A 23,828-nucleotide genomic window follows, 5' to 3' on the forward strand; every position below is an offset into this window, starting at 1 on the left:
TCGGCGGACCCGGTCACGGAACCTTCTCCGCCGGCCTCGTGATCGAGGCGGTGTGCGCCGGCGGCTCCGGCGAGCCCGGTCACGACCCCTCCTCCAGGTCGTCCAGCAGCAGGGCCTCCAGCCGCGCGGCGTAGTCGGCCAGCGTCCGCCGTTCGAACAGCAGGCGCACCGGCACCCGCAGGTCCAGGGCGTCGCTCAGCCGGGCCGTCACGAGGGCGGCGGTCGCGGAGTGACCGCCGAGGGCGAAGAAGTCGTCGTGCGCGCCGAGGTCGGAGCGGTCCAGAACGGCGGTCCACACCTCGGCGACCAGCAGCTCGGCCTCGGTGCTCGGCGGCACCCGGGTGGCCGCGTCGCCGGGTTCGGGCAGGGCGGTGCGGTCCACCTTGCCGGAGGCCGTGACGGGCAGCGCGTCCAGGAGCACCCAGCGGCGGGGGACCATGTAGTCGGGGAGCCGGGAGCCCAGGCGCCGCTCCAGCTCGCCGGTGTCGGTCCCCGGCGGCGCGGCGAGGTAGCCGACCAGGTGGTCGCCGCCGTGCACGGTCACGGCCGCGTCGGCGACGCTCTCGCGGAGCACGGTCTCGATCTCGCCCAGCTCGATCCGGTGGCCGCGGACCTTCACCTGCCGGTCCCGGCGGCCGAGGAAGTCGAGTGTGCCGTCGGGCCGCCAGCGGGCCAGGTCGCCGGTGCGGTAGCGGCGCCCGCCCAGCGGGTCCTCGGTGAAGGCCGCGGCGGTCAGCTCCGGCCGCCCCCGGTACCCCCTGGCCACGCCGGCGCCGCCGATCCACAGCTCACCGGGCGTCCCGGCGGGCAGCACGCGGCCCGCCCGGTCGAGCACGTAGGCCCGCTCCCCGGCCAGCGGGACGCCGATCGACACCGGGTCGCCGGCCGGGGCGGTGACCCGGACCATGGTGGAGTAGATCGTGGTCTCGGTGGGCCCGTAGGCGTTCCACAGCTCGGCGACCCGCTCCAGCAGGTCACCGGCGAGGGCGGCGTCGAGCACCTCGCCGATGCTGACCACGCGCACGTCCCCGCCGCGCCAGCCGGAGGCGACCAGCATGCGCAGCGCCGTCGGGGTCGCGGTCATCAGCGTGACCCCCGTCTCCTCGATCCGCCGCGCGACGGCCCGCCCGTCGAGCGCGTCGTCCCGGCCCAGCAGCTCCAGCCGCAGGCCGTGGCAGAGGCTCACCCACAGGTCGAAGCCGAACACGTCGAACGAGAACGGCGTCAGGCCGAGCATCACGTCGCCGGGCCGGATCCCCGGGGCGAGCGTCATCGAGGAGACGAACGCGGCGAGGTTGGCGTGGGTGACCTCGACGCCCTTGGGGTTCCCGGTGGAGCCGGAGGTGTAGAGGACGTAGGCGAGGTCGCCGGGCTCCACCGGGGAGGGACCGCCGGCGTTCACCCCGTCCGGCGCCGCCCCCGCCGTGAACGGCCCGGCCAGGTCGACGACGGTGCCGCCCAGCCGCTCGGCCACCGCCAGCCCCTCGCCCGCCGCGATGATCATCTTGGTGCCGGAGTCGTCGACCTGGTGGCGGAGCCGCTGGAGCGGGTGGCCGGGGTCGAGCGGGACGTAGGCGGCACCGGCGAGCAGCACGCCCAGCAGCGCCGCGGGCAGGTGCCGGTCGCGGGGCAGGCACACGCCCACGCAGGCGCCCGCGGCCGCCGGGCCCAGCGCCGCGGCCACCTGGCGTGACCGGTCGGCCAGCTCGCCGTAGCTGAGGACGCCGTCGGCGTCGACGACCGCCGGGGCGTGCGGGTGCCGTGCGGCCCGCTCCAGCACCGCCTCCACCACGGTCCGCGGCGCGTCCGCGGGCAGCGGCACGCCGGTCCCCGCGGCCAGCAGCGCCGCCCGCTCCTCGGCGCCGACCACCTCGAACGCCGACAGCGGCCGGTCGGGGTGGGCCAGCGCGTCCGCCAGCAGGCGGACCAGCCGGTCGGTGAGGATCTCGGCGCCGGAGCGGTCCAGGTGCTCCACGTCGTACTCGACCTGGAGCTCGGGCCCGGCCGCCGTGTCGTTGAGGTAGACGATCAACGGCGCCTGGGCACTGCCCGCGTCCAGCTCGCCGACCAGGTCCACGCCCACGCCCCCGCGTTCCAGACGGACGGGGACCGCGGGCGGCTGGATCGAGAGCGTGACGGGCGTCAGCACCGCGCCGGGCGGGCGCTCGACCCCGCTGACCTCGGCCCGTTCCCACGCGGACAGCGCGCGGTGGTCCATCGCGCGGGCGGTCACGGCCCCCGCGTGCCGTACGGCCTCGCGCAGCGACAGCCCGTCCTCCAGGCGCAGCCGTACCGGCAGCACGTCGACCAGCATGCCGACCACGGCCTCCAGACCGGGGTCGGCGCGGTCGGCCACGGCGGCGCCGAGGACGACGTCCCGCCGGTCGGTCAGCCCGGCGACCAGCATGCCGAGCACGGTCAGGTAGACGGCGAACGGGGTGGCGCCGCAGCCGGCCGCCAGCTCGCCGGCCTGCGCGGTCGTCGCCGGGGTGAGCCGGCGCACCAGGCGCTCGCCGCGCAGCCGGCTGGGGCGGCCGTCGGGGCGGGGCAGCAGCTCGTACGGCGGGACCGCCCCGGCGAGCTCCTCGGCCCAGAAGGCCCGCAGCGCCTCGGTGCTCCCGCCGGCCGCCTGCTCGCGCAGCGCCACGTCGCCGATCTGGAACGGCGGCTCCGGGATGTCGCCGGGGCGGGTGAGCCCGTCGAGGAGCTCCCGCATGACGATCCCCAGCGACCAGCCGTCGAAGGCGGTGTGGTCGGTGAGGAGCACCAGCTCCGCGCTGTCCGGCCCCGACCACAGGAGGGTGGCCCGCAGCAGCGGCGACTCGCCGGAGATGTCGAAGTCGTGGGCGACCGCGGCCCGTCGCAGCGCGTCGGCCTCCCGTTCCGAGGCCGGGCGGTGCTCCTCCAGCGGCACCGGCACCGGCGGCCCGATCTCCAGGGTCGCGCCGTCCACGACGAGGGTGCGCAGCGCCTCGTGGCGGCGCACGATCGCGTCCAGCGCGGCGCGCAGCGGCTCCGCCGAGGTGAGGCCGCGCAGCCCGAGCCGGAAGGCGATGGCGGTGGCGCCGGGGTTGTGGCTGACCTCGCGCAGCAGGCACATGCCGCGATGGGCGGCGGTCAGCGGATAGCCGGTCCGCCCGGCGTGGCGGACCAGCGGCGTCACGGCGGACGGGGCGGCCTCGGCGACGTACGAGGCCAGCTCGGCGACCGTGGGCCGCGCCAGGAGCGTCGTCAGCGGGACGTGGACCCCGAGCGCGTGCTCGATCCTGGCGCAGATCTTGGCGGCGGCCAGGGAGTGCCCGCCCAGGTCGAGGAAGTGGTCGTGGACGCCGACCCGCTCGGCGCCGAGCACCTCGGAAGTGATGGCGGCGAGCCGCCGCTCGGTCTCGTCGCGGGGGGCGACGTGGCCGGTCCCGGCCGTGCCCGTGGCGGCGACGGAGCCGGAGGAGCCGGGGGCGGAGGAGAACGCCACCGCGGGCAGCCGGGAGCGGTCGGCCTTCCCCGTGGGGCCGACCGGGATGGCGTCGAGGAACACGATCCTGGAGGGGATCATGTAGTCGGGCAGCCAGTCGCGCAGCCAGGACCGCAACCGCCCGCCGTCGAGGCCGGGGCCGGCCGGTTCGACGTAGGCGACCAGCCGCCGGGTGCCCTCCCCGTCGACGGGGGCGAGCACGACGGCGTGGTTCACCAGCGGGTGGCGCACCAGCCTGCCCTGCACCTCGCCCAGCTCGACGCGGAAGCCCGCGACCTTCACCTGGTCGTCGATCCGCCCCTCGTAGAAGTAGGTCCCGCCCGATCTGCGGACCAGGTCGCCGGTGCGGTAGTGGCGCACGCCCGCGGCGTCGGTCACGAACCGCTCGGCGGTCAGCTCGGGCCGGTTCAGGTAGCCCCGGCCGACCAGCGGACCGGCCACCCACAGCTCGCCGAGCTCGCCGTCGCCGAGCGCCTCGCCGCCGGCGCCGCGCACCGACAGCTCCGACCAGGCGTACGGCGTGCCGATCGGCGGCTCGCCCGTCTCGTCCCTGGGGATCTCGTGCGCGCAGCAGTGCACGGTGCACTCGGTGGGCCCGTACAGGTTCACCATGCGTCGCACGCCGGGGTTGGCGAAGACGCGGTCGGCCAGCGCCCGGCTCACCGGCTCACCGCTGGAGAGCACCGTGCGCACCCCCGGGGGCAGCGGCTCCCGCAGCAGCGCGGTCAGCGCCGAGGCCGCCGCGCTGATCATCGTGACCTCGTCCCTGGCGGGCAGGGTGTGCAGCGCGAGGGGGTTCTCCGCCATGATCACCGTGCCGCCCAGCAGCAGGGGGAGGTAGAGCTGGGGGACGGACGGGTCGAAGCAGACCGAGGTCGAGGCGAGGAACCCGGCCAGCTCCTCGGCGGTGAAGTGGTCGGCGTCCCAGCGCAGCAGCGTCATCACGTTGCGGTGTTCGATCACGACGCCCTTGGGGCGCCCGGTCGAGCCGGAGGTGTACATGACGTAGGCCAGGTCGGCCGGGTCGCTCGGCAGGCCCGGATCGCCGTCCGGGCGGTCGCCGACCGCGTCCACCAGGATGAGTTCACTGCCGGGCAGCCGCTCCGCCAGCGCCGCGGAGGTCACCGTGTGTGACACCCCGGCGTCCTCGGCGATGAACTCCAGCCGGTCGGCCGGGTAGGCCGGGTCCAGCGGCACGTAGGCGGCGCCGGTCTTCCAGACGCCCAGTAGTGCCGCGATCAGCGTCTCGTCGCGGTTCAGGCACACGCCGACGGTCGAGCCCCGCCGTACCCCCCGAGCGACGAGCTCGTGGGCTATCCGGTTGGCCTGGACGTTCAGGTCAGCGTAGGTCGTGCGGGTCGTGCCGGCGATGACCGCCGTGCGATGGGGAGTGCGTCGCGCCTGCTGCTCGAAGGCATTGTGGACCGGTCCGAGCGATGCGAGGTTGCCAGCCACCACTGGTCTCCTTGGGGTACGGAAGGGGGGCATAGGCCGTACGACGGCAAGGGTGGCAAAGGGCACTCGGACGATGTAAGGCAAAGATCGTTTTGTTACCCGAACGGTATTGATCGCAATAAATTACTCTTAAACAACATTTGATCACCTCATGTGAGGTGACGCTCCGTAGTCGTGGACGGCCGCGGCGTCCTACCGGTGGCACGCCGGTCACCGGGGATCCGGCGGGGCCGTACGGCCCCGCCGGATCACGGGGTCAGCGCCAGGAGTCGTCGCGTGTCGCGGTGCCGCCGGAAGGGGTGGTGAAGGAGCGGTCGGGGTCGCTCTCCCACGTCACCGAGCCGTCGGGGTTCTTCTTGATGTACTTGTACGTGACCGCCGTGCCGGCGGGCAGGTCGACGGTGGCCTTCCAGACCGGGTAGCTCGCCGACGACAGCGCCACGGCCCTGGCGGGGTCCCAGCCGCCCAGCTCGGCCACGTCGCCGACGACGAAGACGTTCTGCCCGTAGGAGGTCGTCACGTTCGCGTTGAAGGAGGTGGCCACCTTGCCCGGGTTCACCGTCGGGGTCGGGCCGGGGCCGTCACCGCAGGGGCTGGCGGCGCCCGCGGTCACGACGCCGTTCTTGACCGTGCTCACGCCGCCGCCGATGGCGTAGTCGGTGCCGCCGTTGTTGTCCCAGGTGCCGGAGCCGTTGTTGAAGGCGGCCCGGAGCCCGGTGGCGTAGCCGAGGTCGATGGTCTTCTTCTTCCAGCCGGCGCAGGCGGTCTCGTCCATGGCGACGCCGGGGACGGGGGTCCAGGTGCCGCCGGTGGGGGCGTAGTGGATGTTGGCGCCGCTCCAGCCGGTGGCGTAGTAGACGGTCGCCTCGCCGGCCGGCGGGTCGGTGGGCCTGACGCCGCCCACGTGGATGGCGACCGCGCCCTTGCCGGGGACGGTCACCGAGGCGGTGCCGCCGGCGCCGACCGTCACCGAGCCGCCGCCCGCGTCGTTGGCGTAGGTCCCGGCCGGCAGGCCGGTGGTGAAGGTCCGGGTGACGGAGCCGCCCTCGTTGTTGATGGCGACCCAGCCCTTGTCGCCGCGGCTGAAGGCGATCACGTTGTCGCCGTTGTCGTACCAGTTGCCGACGGAGGTGCCCGCGATGGCCCGGTTGAAGCCGACCATGCCGCTCATCTGGCGGTGGAAGCAGCTCCACCGCCCGCTGCCGCAGTCGGCGTCGGTGACGAAGCCCCCGTTGGCCGAGGGCGGACCGGCCTCGCGGTCGCCCCAGGTGAAGCCGGAGTAGACTCGCGGCGTGCCGTACGGCCAGGCCAGCATGAAGACGTTGGCCAGCCTGTAGGCGTCGCCGTACTTGTAGTTGAGCGTGGAGCCGTTGCGCTCGGTGTCGTGGTTGTCGACGAAGACCACGGCCTTGTCGCTGGGCACCGACAGGCCCCAGCTCTGCCCGAAGGTCCGCAGCCACTTGATCTGGCCGGTGAACTGCTCCTTCATCTTGCGGCCGTACACGAACTCGTGCACGTCGCCGATCCCGGTGTACTGGCCCGGAGTGACGGCCTCGTTGTCACCCTGGATGACCTCCTGGTGGATGTACGGCGAGCCCTTCAGCCTGGACTTGATCGCCGCCAGGTCACCGGGGTTGATGTGCTTGGCGGCGTCGATGCGGAAGCCGTCCACGCCGAGGTCGGTCAGCCTGTTGAGGTAGCCGGCGATCTGGTCGCGGACGTGGTCGGAGCCGGTGTTGAGGTCGGACAGCCCCACCAGCTCGCAGTTCTGCACCCGCCAGCCGTTGCCTGTGTAGTCGGAGTCGTTGATCGAGCAGGCGGGGGAGTGGAAGTCCGCGGAGGAGTAGAGCCCCGGGTAGTCGTACTTGCCGAACCCGTAGCCGCCGTAGCTCCTGCTGCCCTGGCCGGTCATGTGGTTGACGACCGCGTCGGTGTGGACCTTGACGCCCGCGCCGTGGCAGGCCCGGACCATGTTCCTGAACGCGTTCTCGTCACCGAACTTGCTGGTGAGCGTGTAGCGGGCGGGCTGGTAGATGTCCCACCAGACCGAGCCGCCCTTGCTCATCGAGTCGCTCGGCGGGGAGACCTGGACCGCCCCGTACCCGGCGGGGCCGAGCACGTCGGTGCACTCGCGTGCCACCGAGTTCCAGTTCCAGTTCCACAGCTTGACGATGGGGCCGGGCGTGGGCGGTGCCGCCTGGGCGGGGGCGCTGAGCACGGTGGGCACCACCACGACGGCGCTCGCCAGCGCGCTCAACGCCGTCGCGACGATGATTTTGTAGGATTTCATGCGGGGGCCTCCAGGGTTGTGGATGGGATCCCTAGGTCGGGCCGGGTGCTGCAACACCCGGCCCGGCGTTTCTCTGCTGACCCGCTATGACCGCACGAAGACGGCGACCGTGCGGGCCGGGACCGTCAGCGTGCCGGTGGACGGGTCGAAGGTCGACTGCTTCACGACAGCGTCGTCGCCGGTCGCCTGGACGGGGTGGAGCGTCACCTGGGAGTCCTTCAGCGCGGCCACGGTCTGCGGCTGCGTCTCGGGAGTCGCGTTGAAGACGACGGTGATCGACTTCCAGCGCGGGTCGAGGCCGGAGGCGTCCAGGTGCATGGTCACGACGCCCGGGGTCTCCGAGGCGCCGCTGGTGGGGAAGGTCAGCCGCTTCTGCACCTCGGCCAGGGAGCCGAGCGCGAAGGCGGGGGAGGAGGCGCGGATCTTCAGCAGCTCGCCGTACCCGGCCCGCGCCGAGGCGATCGCCGCGCAGTCCGGCCGGAGCGCCGGGTCGGCCAGCAGCGGCCGGGCGTAGGGCCACTTGTCCCCGTTGTCGGCTCTGGGCGGCAGGCCCGCGCCGAAGCCGTTGCCCTGCGAGCAGTCCCACAGCAGCCGGTTGAACCAGTCACCGGAGTCGAAGGAGTTGCGGTCGAGCGACTTCGAGCGCAGCCGCTCGCTGCCCGCGTGGACGAACGAGGTGCCCTGGGAGAGCACCGCCGTGGCCAGCGAGAGCGACTGCATGCGCACCCGGTCGGCCATCGGGGTCGCCTGCGGCAGCTTGTAGGCCAGCGCGTCGAACAGCGTCTCGTTGTCGTGGGCGTCCACGTAGGTCACGACCTCGCCCGGCGAGGCGGTGTAGCCGGCCGGGGAGCCGTTGTAGTCGACCTCCGAGCCCTTGACCTGCCGGCCGCTGGAGGCGGTGAAGGTGTAGTCGCGCAGGTTGCCGGTGAGCCCCACCTTGATCAGGTCCTGGTAGCCCAGGAGGCGGGCCCGCTGCTGCTCGGCCGTGCCGTTGGCCGCCGATCCGTTGGGCGCGCCGGCCAGGCCCGAGCCGAAGCCCTGGATCCGGGGGTCGGCGTCGAAGGGGCTGCCGCCGCGCACCGCGTCACGCAGGCGGTCGCTGAAGGTGCCGATCCCGGTGCCGGCCATGTTGAGCTGGGTGGCCTGCTCGAAGCGGGCGCCGTCGGCCACCTCGCCGAAGTTCCAGCCCTCGCCGTACAGGATGATCGACTTGCCGTCCACGCCGTCCTCGGCGAGGGTCAGCCCGTCCAGTGCCTTGCGGACGGCGAGCATGTTCGCCTTCGGGTGGTGGCCCATCAGGTCGAACCGGAAGCCGTCCACCTTGTAGTCGCGCGCCCAGGTGACGACGGAGTCGACGACGAGTTTGCCCATCATCGCGTGCTCGGGCGCGGTGTTGGCGCAGCAGGTGGAGGTGGCCACGGCGCCGTCGTCGAGCAGCCGGTGGTAGTAGCCGGGCACGATGCGGTCGAGCACCGAGGTGGGATCCTGGCCGGCGGCGTGGGTGTGGTTGTAGACCACGTCCATCACCACCCGCAGCCCCGCCCCGTTCAGCCCCGCCACCATGCCCCGGAACTCCTTGATCCGGCCGGAGCCGTCCGGGTCGGAGGCGTAGGAGCCCTCGGGCACCGTGTAGTGCCGCGGGTCGTATCCCCAGTTGAAGGAGTCCTTGGCCGCGACCTTGGCGACGCAGTCCTGCTGCTGGTCGGAGTCGGCCGGCATCGAGGCCAGGTCGCAGTCCGGCTCGGCGCGGTCGGCCCGCCGCTCGGGGACGGTCGCGATGTCGAAGACCGGCAGCAGGTGCACGTGGGTCAGGCCGTCCCCGGCGAGCCTGCGCAGCTCCCTCATCCCGGTGGAGTCCCCGGCGAACGCCGCGTAGGTGCCGCGCCGCTCGGCGGGGACCGAGGCGTCGGAGGCGGAGAAGTCGCGCACGTGCAGCTCGTAGATCGAGGCCCGGTCCTGGGCCACGGCCTCGGGCTTGGTCAGGGAGGACCAGCCCTTGGGCGACAGGGAGCGGTCGGAGAGGTCCACCACCTGGCTGCGGACCGAGTCGGCGGCCAGCGACAGGCTGTAGGGGTCGGTCACCTCGTTGGTGACGACCTTGCCCGCCGCCGGGGAGTAGACCGTGACGAGGAAGGTGTAGTAGCGCCCCTTCCAGGAGGACAGGCCCCGCACCGACCAGACGCCGGTCCCGTCGTCGCGGCGCATCTCGTGGACGGTACGGCCGGCGCCCGCGGCGTCGCGGTAGAGCGCCAGCTCGACCTTGCGCGCGGTCGGCGCCCAGACCGACAGCCTGGGGGCCCCGCGCCAGACCGGGCCGAGCTCGGCGCCGGTGGCCCTGGCGTAGACGTCGTCGAGCACGCCGGGGATCTGCACGCCGGTGGCGGTCAGCAGGGCACCGGAGGCGTCCCGCTCGACGGCCACGACCTGGCCGCGCAGCGCCCTGGTGACCAGGTCGGCGTCGCGCGGGTCCACCTTCAGCGCGGCGTGGCCGGCCAGGTGCGGCCACTTGGCCCGCTGCGCGTCGGTGAGCGCGCCGGGGATCAGCCGGATGATCCGCAGGTCGCCGGTGAGGTCTCCCTTGGCGTAGGCGATGTCACCCTTTTCGGAGAAGGCCAGGGAGTGGTGGAGCGAAGGGGACGGCTCGACCTTCCAGGCGACGGTGTCCCGGTCGATCCAGTGCGCCGCCGACTTGGTCAGGTCGGCGTCGGCGCCGCGGGCCGGGGGCTGGGGGAGCACGTGGCCCTCGGTGGCCGCCGTCCGCCAGACCTCGTGGCCCGCGGTGGTGAGGTCCAGCGCCTGGTCGGCCGGCAGGTCCTTCTCGTCACCCTTGTGGATGATGTAGCTCACGTTCTTCGCCCCCTCGGTCAAGGGGACGCGGAAGTGGACTCCGAATCCGTCCTTGCCCGCCGGCTGGAGCGGGGTGGCCCACTCGGTGGGAGTGGCCACGTCACCCCACAGGTGCAGTCCCCAGCCCTCGTAATTCCCGTCCGGCCGGTGGTAATGCAGGATCGCGACGTTCTCGGCCGCCGCCCGGGTCGGGTGGACCTTGGCCACGCCCGAGCCGACGTAGGCCTCCGGCTGCAGCGCGGGGGTGAAGACCTGGTCGGGGCCGGGGTCCTTGGTGTCGCCCTTGTGGATGATGTAGTTCACCGGGGCGGCGGCGTTCTTCAGCGGGATCTTCCAGAACGCGCCGTAGGAGTCGGTGCCGTCCGGCGGGCGCGGCGTGGCCCACTCGGTGGGCACCCCGTCGGCCAGCCCGTCGCCCCACAGGTGCAGGCCCCAGCCGTCGTAGTCCTTGCCGGGGCGGCTGTAGTGGACGGTCGCGTAGCCCTGGGCCGCCGCGCGGGAGGGGTGGGTCTCGGGCCGGCCCTCGGCCAGCCAGACCTCGCCGGTTCTGGCGGGGTTGACGAGCCGGTCGCCGCCGTCCTTCTCGTCGCCCTTGTGGACGATGATCCCGACGTTGGCGGCGCCGGGCTTCAGCTTGATCCAGGCGAACCTGCCGTAGGCGTCCTCACCGGTCAGCGGGAGCGGGCTGCCCCACTCGGTGGGCTTTTCGACGTCACCCCAGACGTGCAGGCCCCAGCCGTCCGGGTCCTCGCGCTGGTAGTGCACGACCAGCCAGTCGCGCTTGACCGCGCCGGGCTCCTCGGGGGCGGGCTCCGGGCCGACGGCGGCCGTCGCGGTCGCCGCGGCGAACCTGCCCGCGGAGTCCTTCACGACGGCCTTGTAGGTGATCTCCGTGCCCGCCGGGAGGCCGCGCAGGTCGTGGAAGACGCGGAAGAGGCGGCCCGTGGCCGAGGGGTTGGGCGCGTCGTCGGTGCCGAGCGTCCGCCACGCGCCGCCGCCGACCTTGGCGGCGAAGGTCACCTGGTCGAAGCCGGTCCCCGGCACGGTCGCGGTGACGGGGATCCGGCCGTCCTCGGCGGTGCCCCTGATCCGGGCGCCGGGCAGGGCGATCGAGACCGCCGGGGCCGCCGCCGGGGCGGCGAGCCTCGCCGAGGCCCGGTAGACCACCGCCGACAGGGCCGGCACGGTCACCGCCAGCTTGGCGTCGGCGCCCGTCGTGAGCGCCGCGGCGGCCTGGCCGTACACCCTGGCGAAGGCGGCGCCGGCGGAGAAGGTCGGCACGTTCACCGCCGCGGCCTGCTCGGCGTTGTTGACCGCGACGACGTACTCGACCTGCTCCTTGGCGCCGATCCTGGAGAAGGCGTAGACGCCGCCCGCGGCCAGACGCTCGATCTGGGCGCCGTCGGCGAGGGCGGGGTGGGCGTCGCGGAGCCCGGCCAGGGCGGAGATGCCCCGGTAGAGCGGGTGGGCGGGGACGAAGTTGTCCTGGGCGTGGGTGGACGTGGTGCCGATCAGGTCGTCGCCCAGGTAGCTGTCGGTCCTGGAGGCGAACATCGGCTGGCGGGCGTCCTGGTCGCCGCCCTTGCCCGTGAAGCCCTGCTCGTCGCCGTAGTAGACGACCGGCTGGCCCCGGGTGAGATACATCAGCTCGTGGGCGAGCAGGTCCCGGCGGAGCAGTTCGGCGTCGGGCGCCCCGGGGTTGTCCTGGGCGAGGAAGCGGCCGATGCGGCCCATGTCGTGGTTGCCGAGGAAGGTCGGCAGCGACGCCGCGTTGGAGTCGGCGTCGGTGTGATGGTCGTCCCCGGCGAAGAGCTGGGCCAGCCGGGCCGCGCCCGCCGTGCCGCCGCTGAAGGAGCGGGCGGCCTCCTGGAAGGGGAAGTCCAGGGTGGCGTTCATCCCGCCGCGGGTGGAGTAGCGGCTGGTGTAGGCCGGCTCGCTGCTGTAGACCTCGCCGAACATGAAGAACCGCTTGTTGCCCAGCTCGGCCGCGTAGCCGCGCAGGGCGGGGGAGAACCTCTCCCAGAAGTCCATGCCGACGTGCTTGGCGGTGTCGATGCGGAAGCCGTCGATGCCGGTCTCGCGGACCCAGGTCTTGTAGATGTCGGTCATGCCCCTGACGACCTCGGGCCGCTCGGTCCACAGGTCGTCGAGGCCGAAGAAATCGCCGTACTCGGAGTTCTCGCCGCTGAAGGTGGAGTCGCCCCGGTTGTGGTACATCGTCGGGTCGTTCAGCCAGGACGGGGTCTTGACGTCCTTGGGCGCGACCGGCGTGTAGGGGAAGGACTCGGCGTTCACCTTGGGGAAGGCGTCCCCTCCGGTGTGGCGCCGGTCGTCGAACGGCGCGCCGTCGGCGTCGAGGTAGGGGTAGGCGCCCTTCGACCGGTAGGAGTAGGTCTTCTCCCGGTAGTCGATCACGTCGGCCGTGTGGTTGGTGATGATGTCGAAGAAGACCTTCATCCCGCGCCGGTGCGCCTCGCGCACGAGCTGTTTCATCTGCGCGTTCGTGCCCAGGTGCGGGTCGATCCGGGTGAAGTCGGTGATCCAGTAGCCGTGGTAGCCGGCCGAGACGTCGGCGCCCGTGCCCTGGACGGGCCGGTTGCGGAACGCCGGGGTGATCCAGATCGCGGTGCTGCCGAGGTTCTTGACGTAGTCGAGCCTGCCGAGCAGCCCCTTGAGGTCGCCGCCCTGGTAGAAGCCCTTGTGGGTGGGGTCGAAGCCGGTGGCGAGCCGGTCGCCGGACAGGCCGCCCCGGTCGTTGCCGGTGTCGCCGTTGGCGAACCGGTCGGTCATCGCGAAGTAGAAGCGCTCGCGGCTCAGGTCGGCGCGGAGCGCGTCCCGGGCGAGGTCCTTGTCGGAGGGCTCCGCCGTACGGCTCAGCGCGGAGACCACGGGGGCGGCGGCCGGCTGCTCCGCCGCGGCGGCGGGGGGCGGTTGTCCCGCGGCCGTGGCGGCGGCGGGGGACGGGGGAGCGGCGAGGGGGGAGACGGTCAGGGCCGCGGTGAGGGCGGCGCCCGTCAGGAGATTCGCTCTCGCGCGTCGTGGGAGGAGTGGCCAGACCACCGGGGGGCCTCCGCGGAGTTGTTTCGAGGGTGTTGCCCGGAAGTTACTCACTGGACATGATCTATGCAATCCTTTGCCGAAACTTTCTGAATCACGATGGTCCCCGGGTCCTCGCCGAGGCTCCGGCCCGCGGGCGGCGGTAGGTGCGGCACCGCGGAAAGGCCCTCTGAGGTGCCGATCTTCCCTGTCCGGCCGGCCGCGGGCGGGATGCGGTCCGCACCTTTGGTGGAATATGTAACAACTTTGCAGACTCTTGCAGAAAGTTCTTCCAATGCGGTTCACGTCGGCGTAACGTCCGGCGTACTCCAACCCGGCCCGGTGGCTTCCCCGGCCCGGCCCGGTCCCCTGAACTATGAGGAGAAATGATGCGGCGAGCCTTCTCGGCTGCGACGATCGTCGCGGCCCTCGCCCTGGCGGTCTCCGCCTGCGGCGGCGGCGACAGCGGTTCGACGGCGGCGCCCGCCCAGTCCGCCGCGGCCGACCCGTCGAAGATCAGCGGCGAGATCACCTGGTGGGACACCGTCCGGCCGGACAGCGAGGGCCCGACGTTCCAGGCGCTCATCACGGAATTTCAGGCGAAGTACCCCAATATCAAGGTCAAGTACGTCAACGTCCCCTCGGACCAGGCGCAGAACAAGTTCCAGACCGCCGCGCAGGCCGGCGCCGGGGCGCCGGACGTCATCCGTTCCGAGGTGGCCTGGACCTCCCAGTTCGCCTCCCTCGGCTACCTCCAGCCGCTGGACGGCACGCGCGCCTTGGAGAACGAGTCGGACTTCCTGCCCAGCCCGCTGAGCAGCACCAAGTACAACGGCAAGTCCTACGCGGTGCCGCAGGTCACCGACACCCTGGCGCTGCTCTACAACAAGAAGCTCCTCAAAGAGGCCGGGTACGAGAAGGCGCCGGCCACGGTCGAGGAGCTCAAGAAGGTCGCCCTCGACGTCAAGGCCAAGACCGGCGTCAACGGCCTCGCGCTCAACGTCGACGCCTACTTCCTGCTGCCCTTCATGTACGGCGAGGGCGGCGACCTCCTCGACGTCCAGGCCAAGAAGATCACCGTCAACTCCCCGGCCAACGTCAAGGCCATGGCGACGGTCGCCGACCTGGTCACCTCCGGCGCCGCGCCCAAGCCCGCCATCCAGGACAGCTACGCCAACGCCATGACCGCCCTCAAGGACGGCAAGGCCGCGATGATCTACAACGGCCCCTGGGCGCTGTCGGAGATCTACCAGGGCAAGGAGTTCCAGGACAAGGAGAACCTCGGCATCGCGCCCGTCCCCGCGGGCTCCGCCAAGGCCGGCGCCCCCACCGGCGGCTGGAACTACGCCATCTACGCCGGCTCCAAGAACCTGGACGCCTCCTACGAGTTCGTCCGCTTCATGAGCACCCCCGAGGCCCAGGCCAAGGTCGCCAAGGAGATCAGCCTCCTGCCGACCCGCGCCTCCGCCTACGACAACCCCGACGTCCAGGGCAACAAGGACGTCGCCACCTTCAAGCCGATCATCGACACCGCGGTCGCGCGGCCGTGGATCCCCGAGGGCGGCCAGCTCTTCCAGCCGCTCCTGGAGGGTTACCAGTCCCTGGTCGGCGGCAAGTCCTCGCCCGAGGACATGGTCAAGTCGGTTGACGAGAAGTACCACGGCATCTTCAAGGACTGGAGCTGACCGGTGGCGACTTCCACTGGACGTGTAACCGGCACGGCCAGGGACCGGGCCGCGGGCGCCGCTGACGGCGCCCGCGGCCGGGGCCGCCCCAAGAAGGTCGGCCCGGTCCGGCGGGCGACGTCGCGCTACTGGTACGCCTGGGCCATGGTCGCCCCGGTCATCGTGGTCACCGCCGTGCTGATCGGCTGGCCGCTGGTCCGAGGCGTCTACCTGTCGCTGACCGACGCCACCGAGGCCACGATGGGGCGGACGATCGGCGTCAACGTGATCCCCTCGAGCTACGAGTTCGTCGGGTTCGGCAACTACGTCGACATCCTGACCAGCGGCCTGTTCTGGGAGAAGCTGATCTGGACGGTCGGCTGGACCGTCGCGTGCGTCGGGCTCCACTACGGCCTCGGTCTCGGCCTGGCCCTGCTGCTCAACCGGAAGATGCGACTGCGCTCGGTCTACCGGCTGCTGCTGATCCTGCCGTGGGCGGTCCCGCCCTTCGTCGCCGCCTTCATCTGGCGCTACCTGTACAACAGCGACTACGGCGTCATCAACGCGATGCTCAAGGCCGCGGGCCTCGGGGCGGTCGGCTGGCTCGACGACCCGACCACGGCGAAGATCGCGGTCATCGCGGTCAACGTCTGGGTGGGCGTACCGTTCATGATGGTGGCCATGCTCGGCGGGCTCCAGTCGATCCCCGGCGAGCTCTACGAGGCGGCCGAGGTGGACGGCGCCACGCCGTGGCAGCGCTTCCGCCACATCACCGTCCCCGGCCTGCGCACGGTCTCCAGCACCGTCGTCCTGCTGGGCACGATCTGGACGTTCAACATGTTCCCGCTGATCTTCCTGATCACCGGCGGGGGACCGGGCAGCTCCACGGAGATCCTGGTCACCTACGCCTACCGTGAGGCCTTCACCGGCATCCGCAACTACTCGGGCTCGGCGGCCTGGGGAGTGATCATCCTCCTGCTCCTCGTCGTGCTGGCCCTGGTCTACCGCCGCGCGCTGCGCAAGCAAGGGGAGGTCTGGTGAGCACCGTCACCGCAGGTCCCACGAGGCGTGGCCGCGCCCGCGGCCGTGGGGAACGCAGCGTCGGCAGCTCGATCCTGCTGCACGGGACGCTCGTCGTCGCCTCCCTCGTCGCGCTGTTCCCCATCGTGTGGCTGATCCTGACCTCGCTCAAGCCGCGCGACGGCTGGCTCTCCACCGAGCTGACCTTCTTCGACAACTCGTCGCTGGGCAACTACGCCCGGGTGCTGACCGAGACGCAGTTCCCGAACTGGCTGCTCAACTCCGTGATCATCGCGGGGCTGACCACGGTCATCGGCGTGTTCCTGGCCTCGACGACCGGATACGCGGTCAGCCGCTTCCGGTTCCCGGGCTACCGCGGCGTCATGTGGATGCTGCTGATCACCCAGATGTTCCCGGTGGCGATCCTGATCGTGCCGCTCTACAACCTGATGGCGGGCCTCGGGCTGCTCAACCAGATCCCGGGCCTGGTCATCGCCTACATGACCGTGGCGGTGCCGTTCTGCGCGTGGATGATGAAGGGCTACTTCGACTCCATCCCGCGCGAGATCGACCAGGCGGGGATGATCGACGGGCTGACCCCGTTCGGCACCTTCTGGCGGGTCATCCTGCCGCTGGCCCGGCCCAGCATCGCGGTCACCGCGTTCTACTCCTTCATGACCGCCTGGGGCGAGGTCGCCTACGCCTCGGTCTTCATGACGGGAGAGGAGACGCGCACACTCGCGGCCGGCCTGCAGCAGTTCGTCGGCCAGCACTGGTCCGACTGGGGGCTGCTGACCGCCTCGGCCGTGCTGATCGCGCTGCCCGCGGCGGTCATCTTCCTGCTCGTCCAGCGTCATCTGGTCGCCGGACTCACCGCCGGCGCCACAAAGTCGTAACACCACCGTGCTATCACGTCCTGATATGTCACTTGATCGGGGGATTAATATGACCGAGCTCGTCCACGCGGACCATGCCAGCGAGACCGCCACCCGGTGGTGGCGGGACGCGGTGATCTACCAGGTCTACGTGCGCAGTTTCGCCGACGGCAACGGCGACGGGGTCGGGGACCTGCTGGGCGTGCGGAGCCGGCTGCGCTATCTGGCCGACCTGGGGGTCGACGCCGTCTGGCTGACGCCGTTCTACACCTCGCCGATGGCCGACTTCGGCTACGACGTGGCGGACTACCGGGACGTGGACCCCATCTTCGGGTCGCTGGCCGACGCCAAGGCCCTGATCGACGACGCGCACCGGCACGGCCTGCGGGTGATCGTCGATGTCGTGCCCAACCACACCTCCGACCGGCACGTGTGGTTCCAGCAGGCCGTGGCGGCCGGCCCCGGCAGCCCCGAGCGGGAGCGCTACATCTTCCGCCCGGGCAAGGGCGAGGACGGGCAGCTGCCCCCCAACGACTGGGAGTCGGTCTTCGGCGGCCCCGCCTGGACCCGGCTGCCCGACGGCGAGTGGTACCTGCACCTGTTCGCCCCCGAGCAGCCCGACCTCAACTGGGACACCCCCGAGGTCCACACGGAGTTCGAGTCGGTCCTGCGCTTCTGGCTCGACCTGGGCGTGGACGGCTTCCGCGTCGACGTGGCCCACGGCATGGTCAAGGCCGAGGGCCTGCCCGACGTCGGCCACTCCGACCAGGTCCGGATGATCGGCGCCGACGTGGTCCCGTTCTTCGACCAGGACGGCGTGCACGAGATCCACCGCGCCTGGCGCAGGCTGCTCGACTCCTACCCGGGCGAGCGGATCGGCGTCGCCGAGGCGTGGGCGCCGTCGCCGCAGCGGCTGGCCAACTACGTCCGCCCGGACGAGCTGCACCAGGCGTTCAACTTCCACTTCCTCAACACCCCGTGGGAGGCGGCCAGGTTCCGCACGGTGATCCAGGAGTCGCTGACCACCTCCGGAATGGTCGGCGCGCCCACCACCTGGGTGCTGTCCAACCACGACGTCAAGCGGCACCTGACCCGCTACGGCGGCGGCGACCTCGGCCTGCGCCGCTCCCGCGCCGCGGCCCTGCTGACGCTCTGCCTGCCCGGCTCCACCTACCTCTACCAGGGTGAGGAGCTCGGCCTGCCGGAGGTCCTCGACCTGCCGGAGGAGTTCCTGCGCGACCCGCAGCGGCTGCGCAACCCCGACGACGGTCGCGACGGCTGCCGGGTCCCCATCCCGTGGGCCGACGTCGAGCCGCACTTCGGCTTCAGCCTGCCGGGCATCGAGGAGACGTGGCTGCCCATGCCCGCCTCCTGGGGCCCGCTCAGCGTCCAGTCCCAGCTACGCGACCCGCACTCCACGCTGAGCCTCTACCGGACGGCGCTGGAGATCAGGCGGGCCCGCCGCTCCTTCGACGACGCGCCGCTGACCTGGCTGGACTCCCCCGAGGGCACGCTGGCCTTCACCCGGGGCGACGGGTTCGCCTGCACCATGAACCTGACCGGCGAGCCGGTCGAGCTGCCCGCCCCCGGGCGGGTCCTGCTGGCCAGCGAGGAGCCGGCCGTCGACGGCGGCGTGGCGCGGCTGGCACCCGACTCGGCCGTCTGGTGGGAACGCGATGCCGTCTAGCGGCGGCGGCCCGCCCGGCAACAGCGCGGCCAGGCTCACCGACATCGCCGCGCAGGCGAAGGTGAGCGAGGCGACCGTGAGCCGGGTGCTCAACGGCAAGCCGGGCGTATCCGCCGCCACCCGGCAGGCCGTCCTGGCCGCGCTCGACGTCATGGGCTACGAGCGGCCGCAGCGGTTGCGCCAGCGCAGCAACGGGTTGATCGGGCTGGTCACCCCGGAGCTGGACAACCCGATCTTCCCGGCGTTCGCCCAGGCCTTCGAGAAGGCGCTGACCCAGCACGGCTACACCCCGCTGCTGTGCACCCAGCTCCCCGGCGGCGCGGTGGAGGACGAGTTCACCGAGCTGCTCGTGGAGCGCGGGGTCAGCGGCATCATCTTCGTCTCCGGCCTGCACGCCGACGTCACCGCGCGTTCGGACCGCTACACCCAGATCATCGGGCAGGGCGTGCCGATCGTCCTGCTCAACGGGCACGCCGACGACGTCCCGGCGCCGTTCATCTCGCCGGACGACCGGGCCGCCGCGCGGCTGGCGGTGCAGCATCTGGTGGATCTGGGGCACGAGCGGATCGGTCTGGCCGTCGGGCCGGGCCGGTTCGTGCCGGTGATCCGCAAGATCGAGGGTTACCGGCAGGCGATGGCGCAGTTGCTGGGGGCGACCGAGGTGGATGAGCTGATCTCGCATTCGCTGTTCTCGGTGGAGGGGGGTCAGGCGGCGGCGGCGCAGTTGCTGGAGCGGGGGTGCACGGGCATCGTGTGCGCTTCGGACCTGATGGCGTTGGGGGCGATCCGGGCGTGCCGGGACCGGGGGTTGTCGGTGCCGGGGGAGGTGTCGGTGGTGGGGTTCGACGACTCGCCGTTGATCGCTTTCACCGATCCGCCGCTGACCACCGTCCGCCAGCCGGTCCAGTCGATGGTGACCGCCGCGGTGCACACCCTGCTGGAGGCCGTCTCCGGCGCGCCCGTGCAGCACTCCGAGCTCATCTTCCAGCCGGAGTTCATCGTGCGCGGCTCCACGGGCTCGGGCCCGAAGATCCTCCGCTGACCCTTCTCCCCTTCTCTCGCTGACCCTTCTCTCCCCTTCCCCTTTTTCCTGGGGACCGGCTGTCCCCGGCCGATCCCTCTCCTCGGCACGTGCATCACCCGGGCCGTTCTCGGCCCGGTCCCACTCTCGTTCGATCATCCGATCTCGCGCGCCCGCCCAGGAGGCCGGCATGAGTGTGCACACCCGGCTCCGCCCACGATCCCCCGGCTGCTCGCCGTACGGGCGGAGACCGATCCCGACAGGCCCGCCCTCGTCGCCGACGGACTCGGCGACCTGACCTTCGGCCAGTGGGAACGGCGCTCCAACGCCGTCGCCCGCGGCCTGCTCGACCGGGGTCTCCGCCCCGGGGACCGGATCGGCCTGCTGTTCGGCGGAGACGGATGGGCCGAGTACGCGGTCGCCTTCTGCGCGGTGCTCAAGGCCGGTGGCACGACGGTGCCGCTGCCCGCGCCGGCGGAGGGGGATGACGGGCCGCCGGGAGGACGGTGACGGGCCGGTGAGAGGACGGTGACGGGTCGGTGGGGGAGCCCGCCGGAAACGCTCGCGCCGGGCCGGGACCGGATCACCGGCATGGCGTCCGATCAGGACTGATGTTTTCGGATGCCAGGTCTTATCCTGGACATCTCCCCGGAACCTTCGTGAAACCTGTCTAGGACACCCTGGCTGTCCAAAGAGAGGTGATCGACAATGATGTTGCGGCTACGGGTGTCCTTCCCTGACCGTCCGGGCGCCCTGGGGCAGGTCGCCCGGGTGCTCGGCACGCTGGGGGCCGACATCCTCCAGGTGACGGTGCTGGAGCGCGAGACCGGCCGGGCCGTGGACGACTTCACCGTCGCCTGGCCCGGCGCCGCCGACGCCGAGACGGTCCGGGAACGCCTGTCCGTCGTGCCCGGCATACGTGTCGAGGCCGTCTGGCCCACCCGTGAGATCCCCGGCGCCGCCCCCGACTACGACCTGCTCAAACATGTCGCGACCGAGCCCGCCCGGGCCTTCGCCACCCTCGTGGACGCCGTGCCCGGCCTGCTGAGCGCCGAATGGGCGGTCGCGGTGTCCTCGGGGAGTGGTGAGCTCGTCCACCGGAGCTGGCAGGCCCCCGCCGCGCTCGACGGAGAAGGCGGCCTCCTCGGCGTCAAGGCGGGCGATCTCACCCCCCTGCGCCCCTCGACCCTCGCCTCGGGCAGCCATCGTCTGATGAGCCTCCCGGTGCCGGGCGCGGGCCTGCACCTGATCCTCGCCCGCCCCGAGGGGCCGTCCTTCCACCGGGCGGAGCTGGACCGCGCCGCCCGCGTCGTCGAGATCGTCTCCATCATCGGCCGCTGATCCCCGTGGCGGGCCCGGCGGGCGCGGGGCCGGACAGGGTACGGCGGGCCACGCGGGGGTGCGGCCGGGCCGGCCGGTCAGCGGTGCGGGGGGTCGATCCGGGAGCCGTCGGGGGTGAAGAGCATCAGGCGGGTGGTGTCGACGCCCACGCGGGCCGGTTCGCCGGTCCGCCAGACGGGGCGGGACCCGACGCGGACGATCAGGTCGGCCCGGCGGTGGGTGCCGCCGACCTGCTCCTGGGCCTGCTCGGGCTCGGGGTCGAATCCGGAGCCGGGCAGCAGGCGCCTGATGACCGCGCGGGCCCGGCCGCCCGGGGCGGCGGCCGCCAGGCTGCGGGCCTTGTGCCGGGGGTCCGGAGGCTCGGGGACGGCCACCGTGGGGATGCCGCTCTCGACGTAGGCGAGCCACTCGTGGCCGTGATACTCCAGGGCCCGGACGCGGCCGAGGAAGGTGGGGCCCTCGAACGTCTCGGGGACCGGGGCCAGGCAGTCCGGGCGCAGGCCGACGATGATCTGGCGGCCGACGTGCTGGGAGATGGCGTAGGCCCTGGGATCGGTCCAAGGGATCATGATCTGGTGGACCCCGAAGTCCAGCAGGATGAACTGGTTCTGCGGGGTGCGCACGGTGGCCGCGAGCAGGTTGAGCTGCTGGGAGCTGAGGAAGGCGGCGGTGAAGGCGGTGGCCGGGTCGTTGTAGACCTGGGCGGGGGTGCCGACGTCCTGGAGCACGCCGCGGTTCATGATGGCGATCCGGTCGGCCAGCGTCAGGGCCTCGACCTGGTCGTGTGTCACGTAGATCGTGGTCACGCCGAGGGAACGGACCAGCGAGGAGATCTCCATGCGGAGCTCGGTGCGCATGCCCGCGTCGAGGTTGGACAGCGGCTCGTCCATCAGGAAGAGCGAGGGCTGGCGGACGATCGCCCTGCCCATCGCGACACGCTGGCGCTGGCCGCCGGAGAGCGTTCCAGGGCGGCGCTCAAGGGTCTCGTCGATGTGCAGCGCCTTGGACAGCTCCGTCACGCGCTCCCTGACCATCGCCGGATCGGCCTTGGCGATCTCCAGGGGGAAGGCCATGTTGCCGCGTACCGTGCGGTGCGGATAGAGCGCGCCGTTCTGGAAGACCATGGCGACGTCCCGGTCGCGCGGGGCGAGGTCGTTGGCGAGCGTGCCGCCCAGCCAAAGGTCTCCGGAGGTGATCTCCTCCAGGCCGGCGATCATCCGGAGCAGCGTGGACTTTCCGCAGCCGGAGGGCCCCAGCAGAACGAGGAATTCCCCGTTTTCGGCGCGCAGGTTCATGCGGTCAACCGCCAGGTACCCGCCGGGGTAGACCTTGGTCACATTGTCGAGGACGACGGTACTCATGCGCGCTCGTTCCCCCCGGGCGCCACTGCCCGGATCCAGCCGTGTGATTGATGAGGTAGTACATCGCGCTACTTGCCCGCGTGTCCATAGATGTCGTTAGAAATCGCACACCTGCTGGTTACTTCCCTGTTCCTGGTGAGTAGCTAAGTAGCGAATTAGGAGATTTCCGGCCGCATGCGAGGTGATGGCCGTGACAGAGAGCAAGGGATGTTACAGTTTACGAAAACTTTCGGAAACGAGTTTCACATCCAGGGCGTTGAATACCGTCTGGGTTGCGCCCAATTCAGCAGCATGGTGGGGTACTTCTGATGGACGGTGAACTCACGCAGACCTCGCGGTCCCGCCCCGAGGGAGCGGGCATCCGGCTGGCCGACATCGCCGCCCAGTCAGGGGTGAGCGAGGCGACCGTGAGCCGGGTGCTCAACGGCAAGCCGGGCGTATCCGCCGCCACCCGGCAGGCCGTCCTGGCCGCGCTCGACGTCATGGGCTACGAGCGGCCGCAGCGGTTGCGCCAGCGCAGCAACGGGTTGATCGGGCTGGTCACCCCGGAGCTGGACAACCCGATCTTCCCGGCGTTCGCCCAAGCGATCGAGAAGGCGCTGACCCAGCACGGCTACACCCCGGTGCTGTGCACCCAGCTCCCCGGCGGGGCCCCCGAGGACGAGTTCACCGAGCTGCTGATTGACCGGGGGGTCAGCGGCATCGTCTTCGTCTCCGGCCTGCACGCCGACACGACGGCCAAGATGGACCGTTACACCCGCCTGACCGATCGCGGGCTGCCGATCGTCCTGCTGGACGGCTACAGCGGTCAGATCGAGGCGCCGTTCATCTCGCCGGACGACCGGGCCGCCGCGCGGCTGGCGGTGCAGCATCTGGTGGATCTGGGGCACGAGCGGATCGGTCTGGCCGTCGGGCCGCGCCGGTTCGTGCCGGTGATCCGCAAGATCGAGGGTTACCGGCAGGCGATGGCGCAGTTGCTGGGGGCGACCGAGGTGGATGAGCTGATCTCGCATTCGCTGTTCTCGGTGGAGGGGGGTCAGGCGGCGGCGGCGCAGTTGCTGGAGCGGGGGTGCACGGGCATCGTGTGCGCTTCGGACCTGATGGCGTTGGGGGCGATCCGGGCGTGCCGGGACCGGGGGTTGTCGGTGCCGGGGGAGGTGTCGGTGGTGGGGTTCGACGACTCGCCGTTGATCGCTTTCACCGATCCGCCGCTGACCACCGTCCGCAAGCCCATCGGCGCGATGGCCTCGGCCGCCGTGGCGACCCTGCTGGAGGAGATCAACGGCATCCGGAGCAGGCACATCGAGCTGATGTTCCAGCCGGAGCTGGTGGTGCGCCGCTCGACCGGCTCCGGGCCGCTGGTCAACCGCTGACGGCGCCCCACCCGCCGGGCCGCGCCCGCCCGGTGGGGACCGTCCGGCCGGGCGGGGCCGTTCCACACTGCGGCTGATGGAAGAGGCCCCGGATCAGGATGGCCACGACCGTCGAGATCGAAACTTTCGCGAGATCTTCGAAAAATCGAAGCTCCGAAGGATGGCCTGGTCAACGGATGGGGATGCGCCTGATCAGCCACAACCGGATCACACCGGGCCGTGTCCGGCCGTGACGTCCCGGCCGACGGCCGGATCCTGTTCCCGACGGGGCAGGGCGGCGACCCGCTGCCGGACTGCCGGCGTGACGTCCTGCGGCCCGGCGGCGCCCCCGGTCCGGCCGGCCGGGGCGCGGGGCGGGCCGCCTGCCGGCGGGGTGGGATCATGGG

Annotated in this window: 12 protein-coding genes; 8 read left to right on the forward strand and 4 right to left on the reverse strand. The window is 71.8% G+C overall.

Annotated features, from left to right (window positions below):
- Window positions 1-79: 79 nt before the first annotated feature.
- The 3 genes from J2S55_RS07615 to pulA form a co-directional block, all read right to left on the reverse strand.
- The gene (locus tag J2S55_RS07615; RefSeq protein WP_306858293.1) at window positions 80-4,927 is read right to left on the reverse strand and encodes a non-ribosomal peptide synthetase; all 4,848 of its coding nucleotides are present in this window, start codon (window positions 4,925-4,927) and stop codon (window positions 80-82) included.
- Window positions 4,928-5,183: 256 nt separating this feature from the next.
- Entirely contained in the window at window positions 5,184-7,217 is a 2,034-nt protein-coding gene (locus J2S55_RS07620) for a carbohydrate-binding module family 20 domain-containing protein (RefSeq protein WP_306858295.1), read from the reverse strand.
- A gap of 84 nt (window positions 7,218-7,301) precedes the next feature.
- Complete coding sequence (gene pulA / locus J2S55_RS07625) at window positions 7,302-13,124, reverse strand: pullulanase-type alpha-1,6-glucosidase (protein ID WP_306858297.1); 5,823 nt, start codon at window positions 13,122-13,124, stop codon at window positions 7,302-7,304.
- Window positions 13,125-13,486: 362 nt separating this feature from the next.
- Between pulA and J2S55_RS07630 the strand changes: the two genes are divergently transcribed.
- The 7 genes from J2S55_RS07630 to J2S55_RS07660 all read left to right on the forward strand — a co-directional run bounded on the left by J2S55_RS07630 (window position 13,487) and on the right by J2S55_RS07660 (window position 20,708).
- Entirely contained in the window at window positions 13,487-14,785 is a 1,299-nt protein-coding gene (locus J2S55_RS07630) for an extracellular solute-binding protein (protein ID WP_306858299.1), read from the forward strand.
- A gap of 144 nt (window positions 14,786-14,929) precedes the next feature.
- The gene (locus J2S55_RS07635; protein WP_306858301.1) at window positions 14,930-15,805 is read left to right on the forward strand and encodes a carbohydrate ABC transporter permease; all 876 of its coding nucleotides are present in this window, start codon (window positions 14,930-14,932) and stop codon (window positions 15,803-15,805) included.
- On the forward strand, window positions 15,802-16,680 hold the full coding sequence (locus J2S55_RS07640; protein ID WP_306858302.1) for a sugar ABC transporter permease: 879 nt from the start codon (window positions 15,802-15,804) through the stop codon (window positions 16,678-16,680). Before J2S55_RS07635 ends, J2S55_RS07640 begins: the two co-directional genes overlap by 4 nt.
- A 49-nt stretch (window positions 16,681-16,729) precedes the next feature.
- Window positions 16,730-18,346: a glycoside hydrolase family 13 protein gene (locus J2S55_RS07645; RefSeq protein WP_306858303.1), complete on the forward strand. Its 1,617-nt coding sequence runs from the start codon at window positions 16,730-16,732 to the stop codon at window positions 18,344-18,346.
- A complete protein-coding gene (locus J2S55_RS07650; RefSeq protein WP_306858304.1) occupies window positions 18,336-19,388 on the forward strand; it encodes a LacI family DNA-binding transcriptional regulator in 1,053 nt (350 codons plus the stop codon). Before J2S55_RS07645 ends, J2S55_RS07650 begins: the two co-directional genes overlap by 11 nt.
- Window positions 19,389-19,661: 273 nt before the next feature.
- Window positions 19,662-19,877 (forward strand): AMP-binding protein, encoded by a 216-nt coding sequence (locus J2S55_RS07655; protein ID WP_370879608.1) that lies wholly within the window; start codon window positions 19,662-19,664, stop codon window positions 19,875-19,877.
- Window positions 19,878-20,075: 198 nt separating this feature from the next.
- Complete coding sequence (locus J2S55_RS07660; protein WP_306858305.1) at window positions 20,076-20,708, forward strand: ACT domain-containing protein; 633 nt, start codon at window positions 20,076-20,078, stop codon at window positions 20,706-20,708.
- A gap of 77 nt (window positions 20,709-20,785) precedes the next feature.
- Here J2S55_RS07660 and J2S55_RS07665 read toward each other — a convergent pair whose 3' ends face one another.
- The gene (locus J2S55_RS07665) at window positions 20,786-22,069 is read right to left on the reverse strand and encodes an ABC transporter ATP-binding protein (protein ID WP_306858307.1); all 1,284 of its coding nucleotides are present in this window, start codon (window positions 22,067-22,069) and stop codon (window positions 20,786-20,788) included.
- 308 nt (window positions 22,070-22,377) lie between these two features.
- Here J2S55_RS07665 and J2S55_RS07670 point away from each other — a divergent pair, with 308 nt between their 5' ends.
- Entirely contained in the window at window positions 22,378-23,442 is a 1,065-nt protein-coding gene (locus J2S55_RS07670; protein ID WP_306858308.1) for a LacI family DNA-binding transcriptional regulator, read from the forward strand.
- Window positions 23,443-23,828 lie beyond the last annotated feature (386 nt).

Origin of the sequence: Streptosporangium brasiliense, assembly GCF_030811595.1 — a bacterium.
GTDB lineage: Bacteria > Actinomycetota > Actinomycetes > Streptosporangiales > Streptosporangiaceae > Streptosporangium > Streptosporangium brasiliense.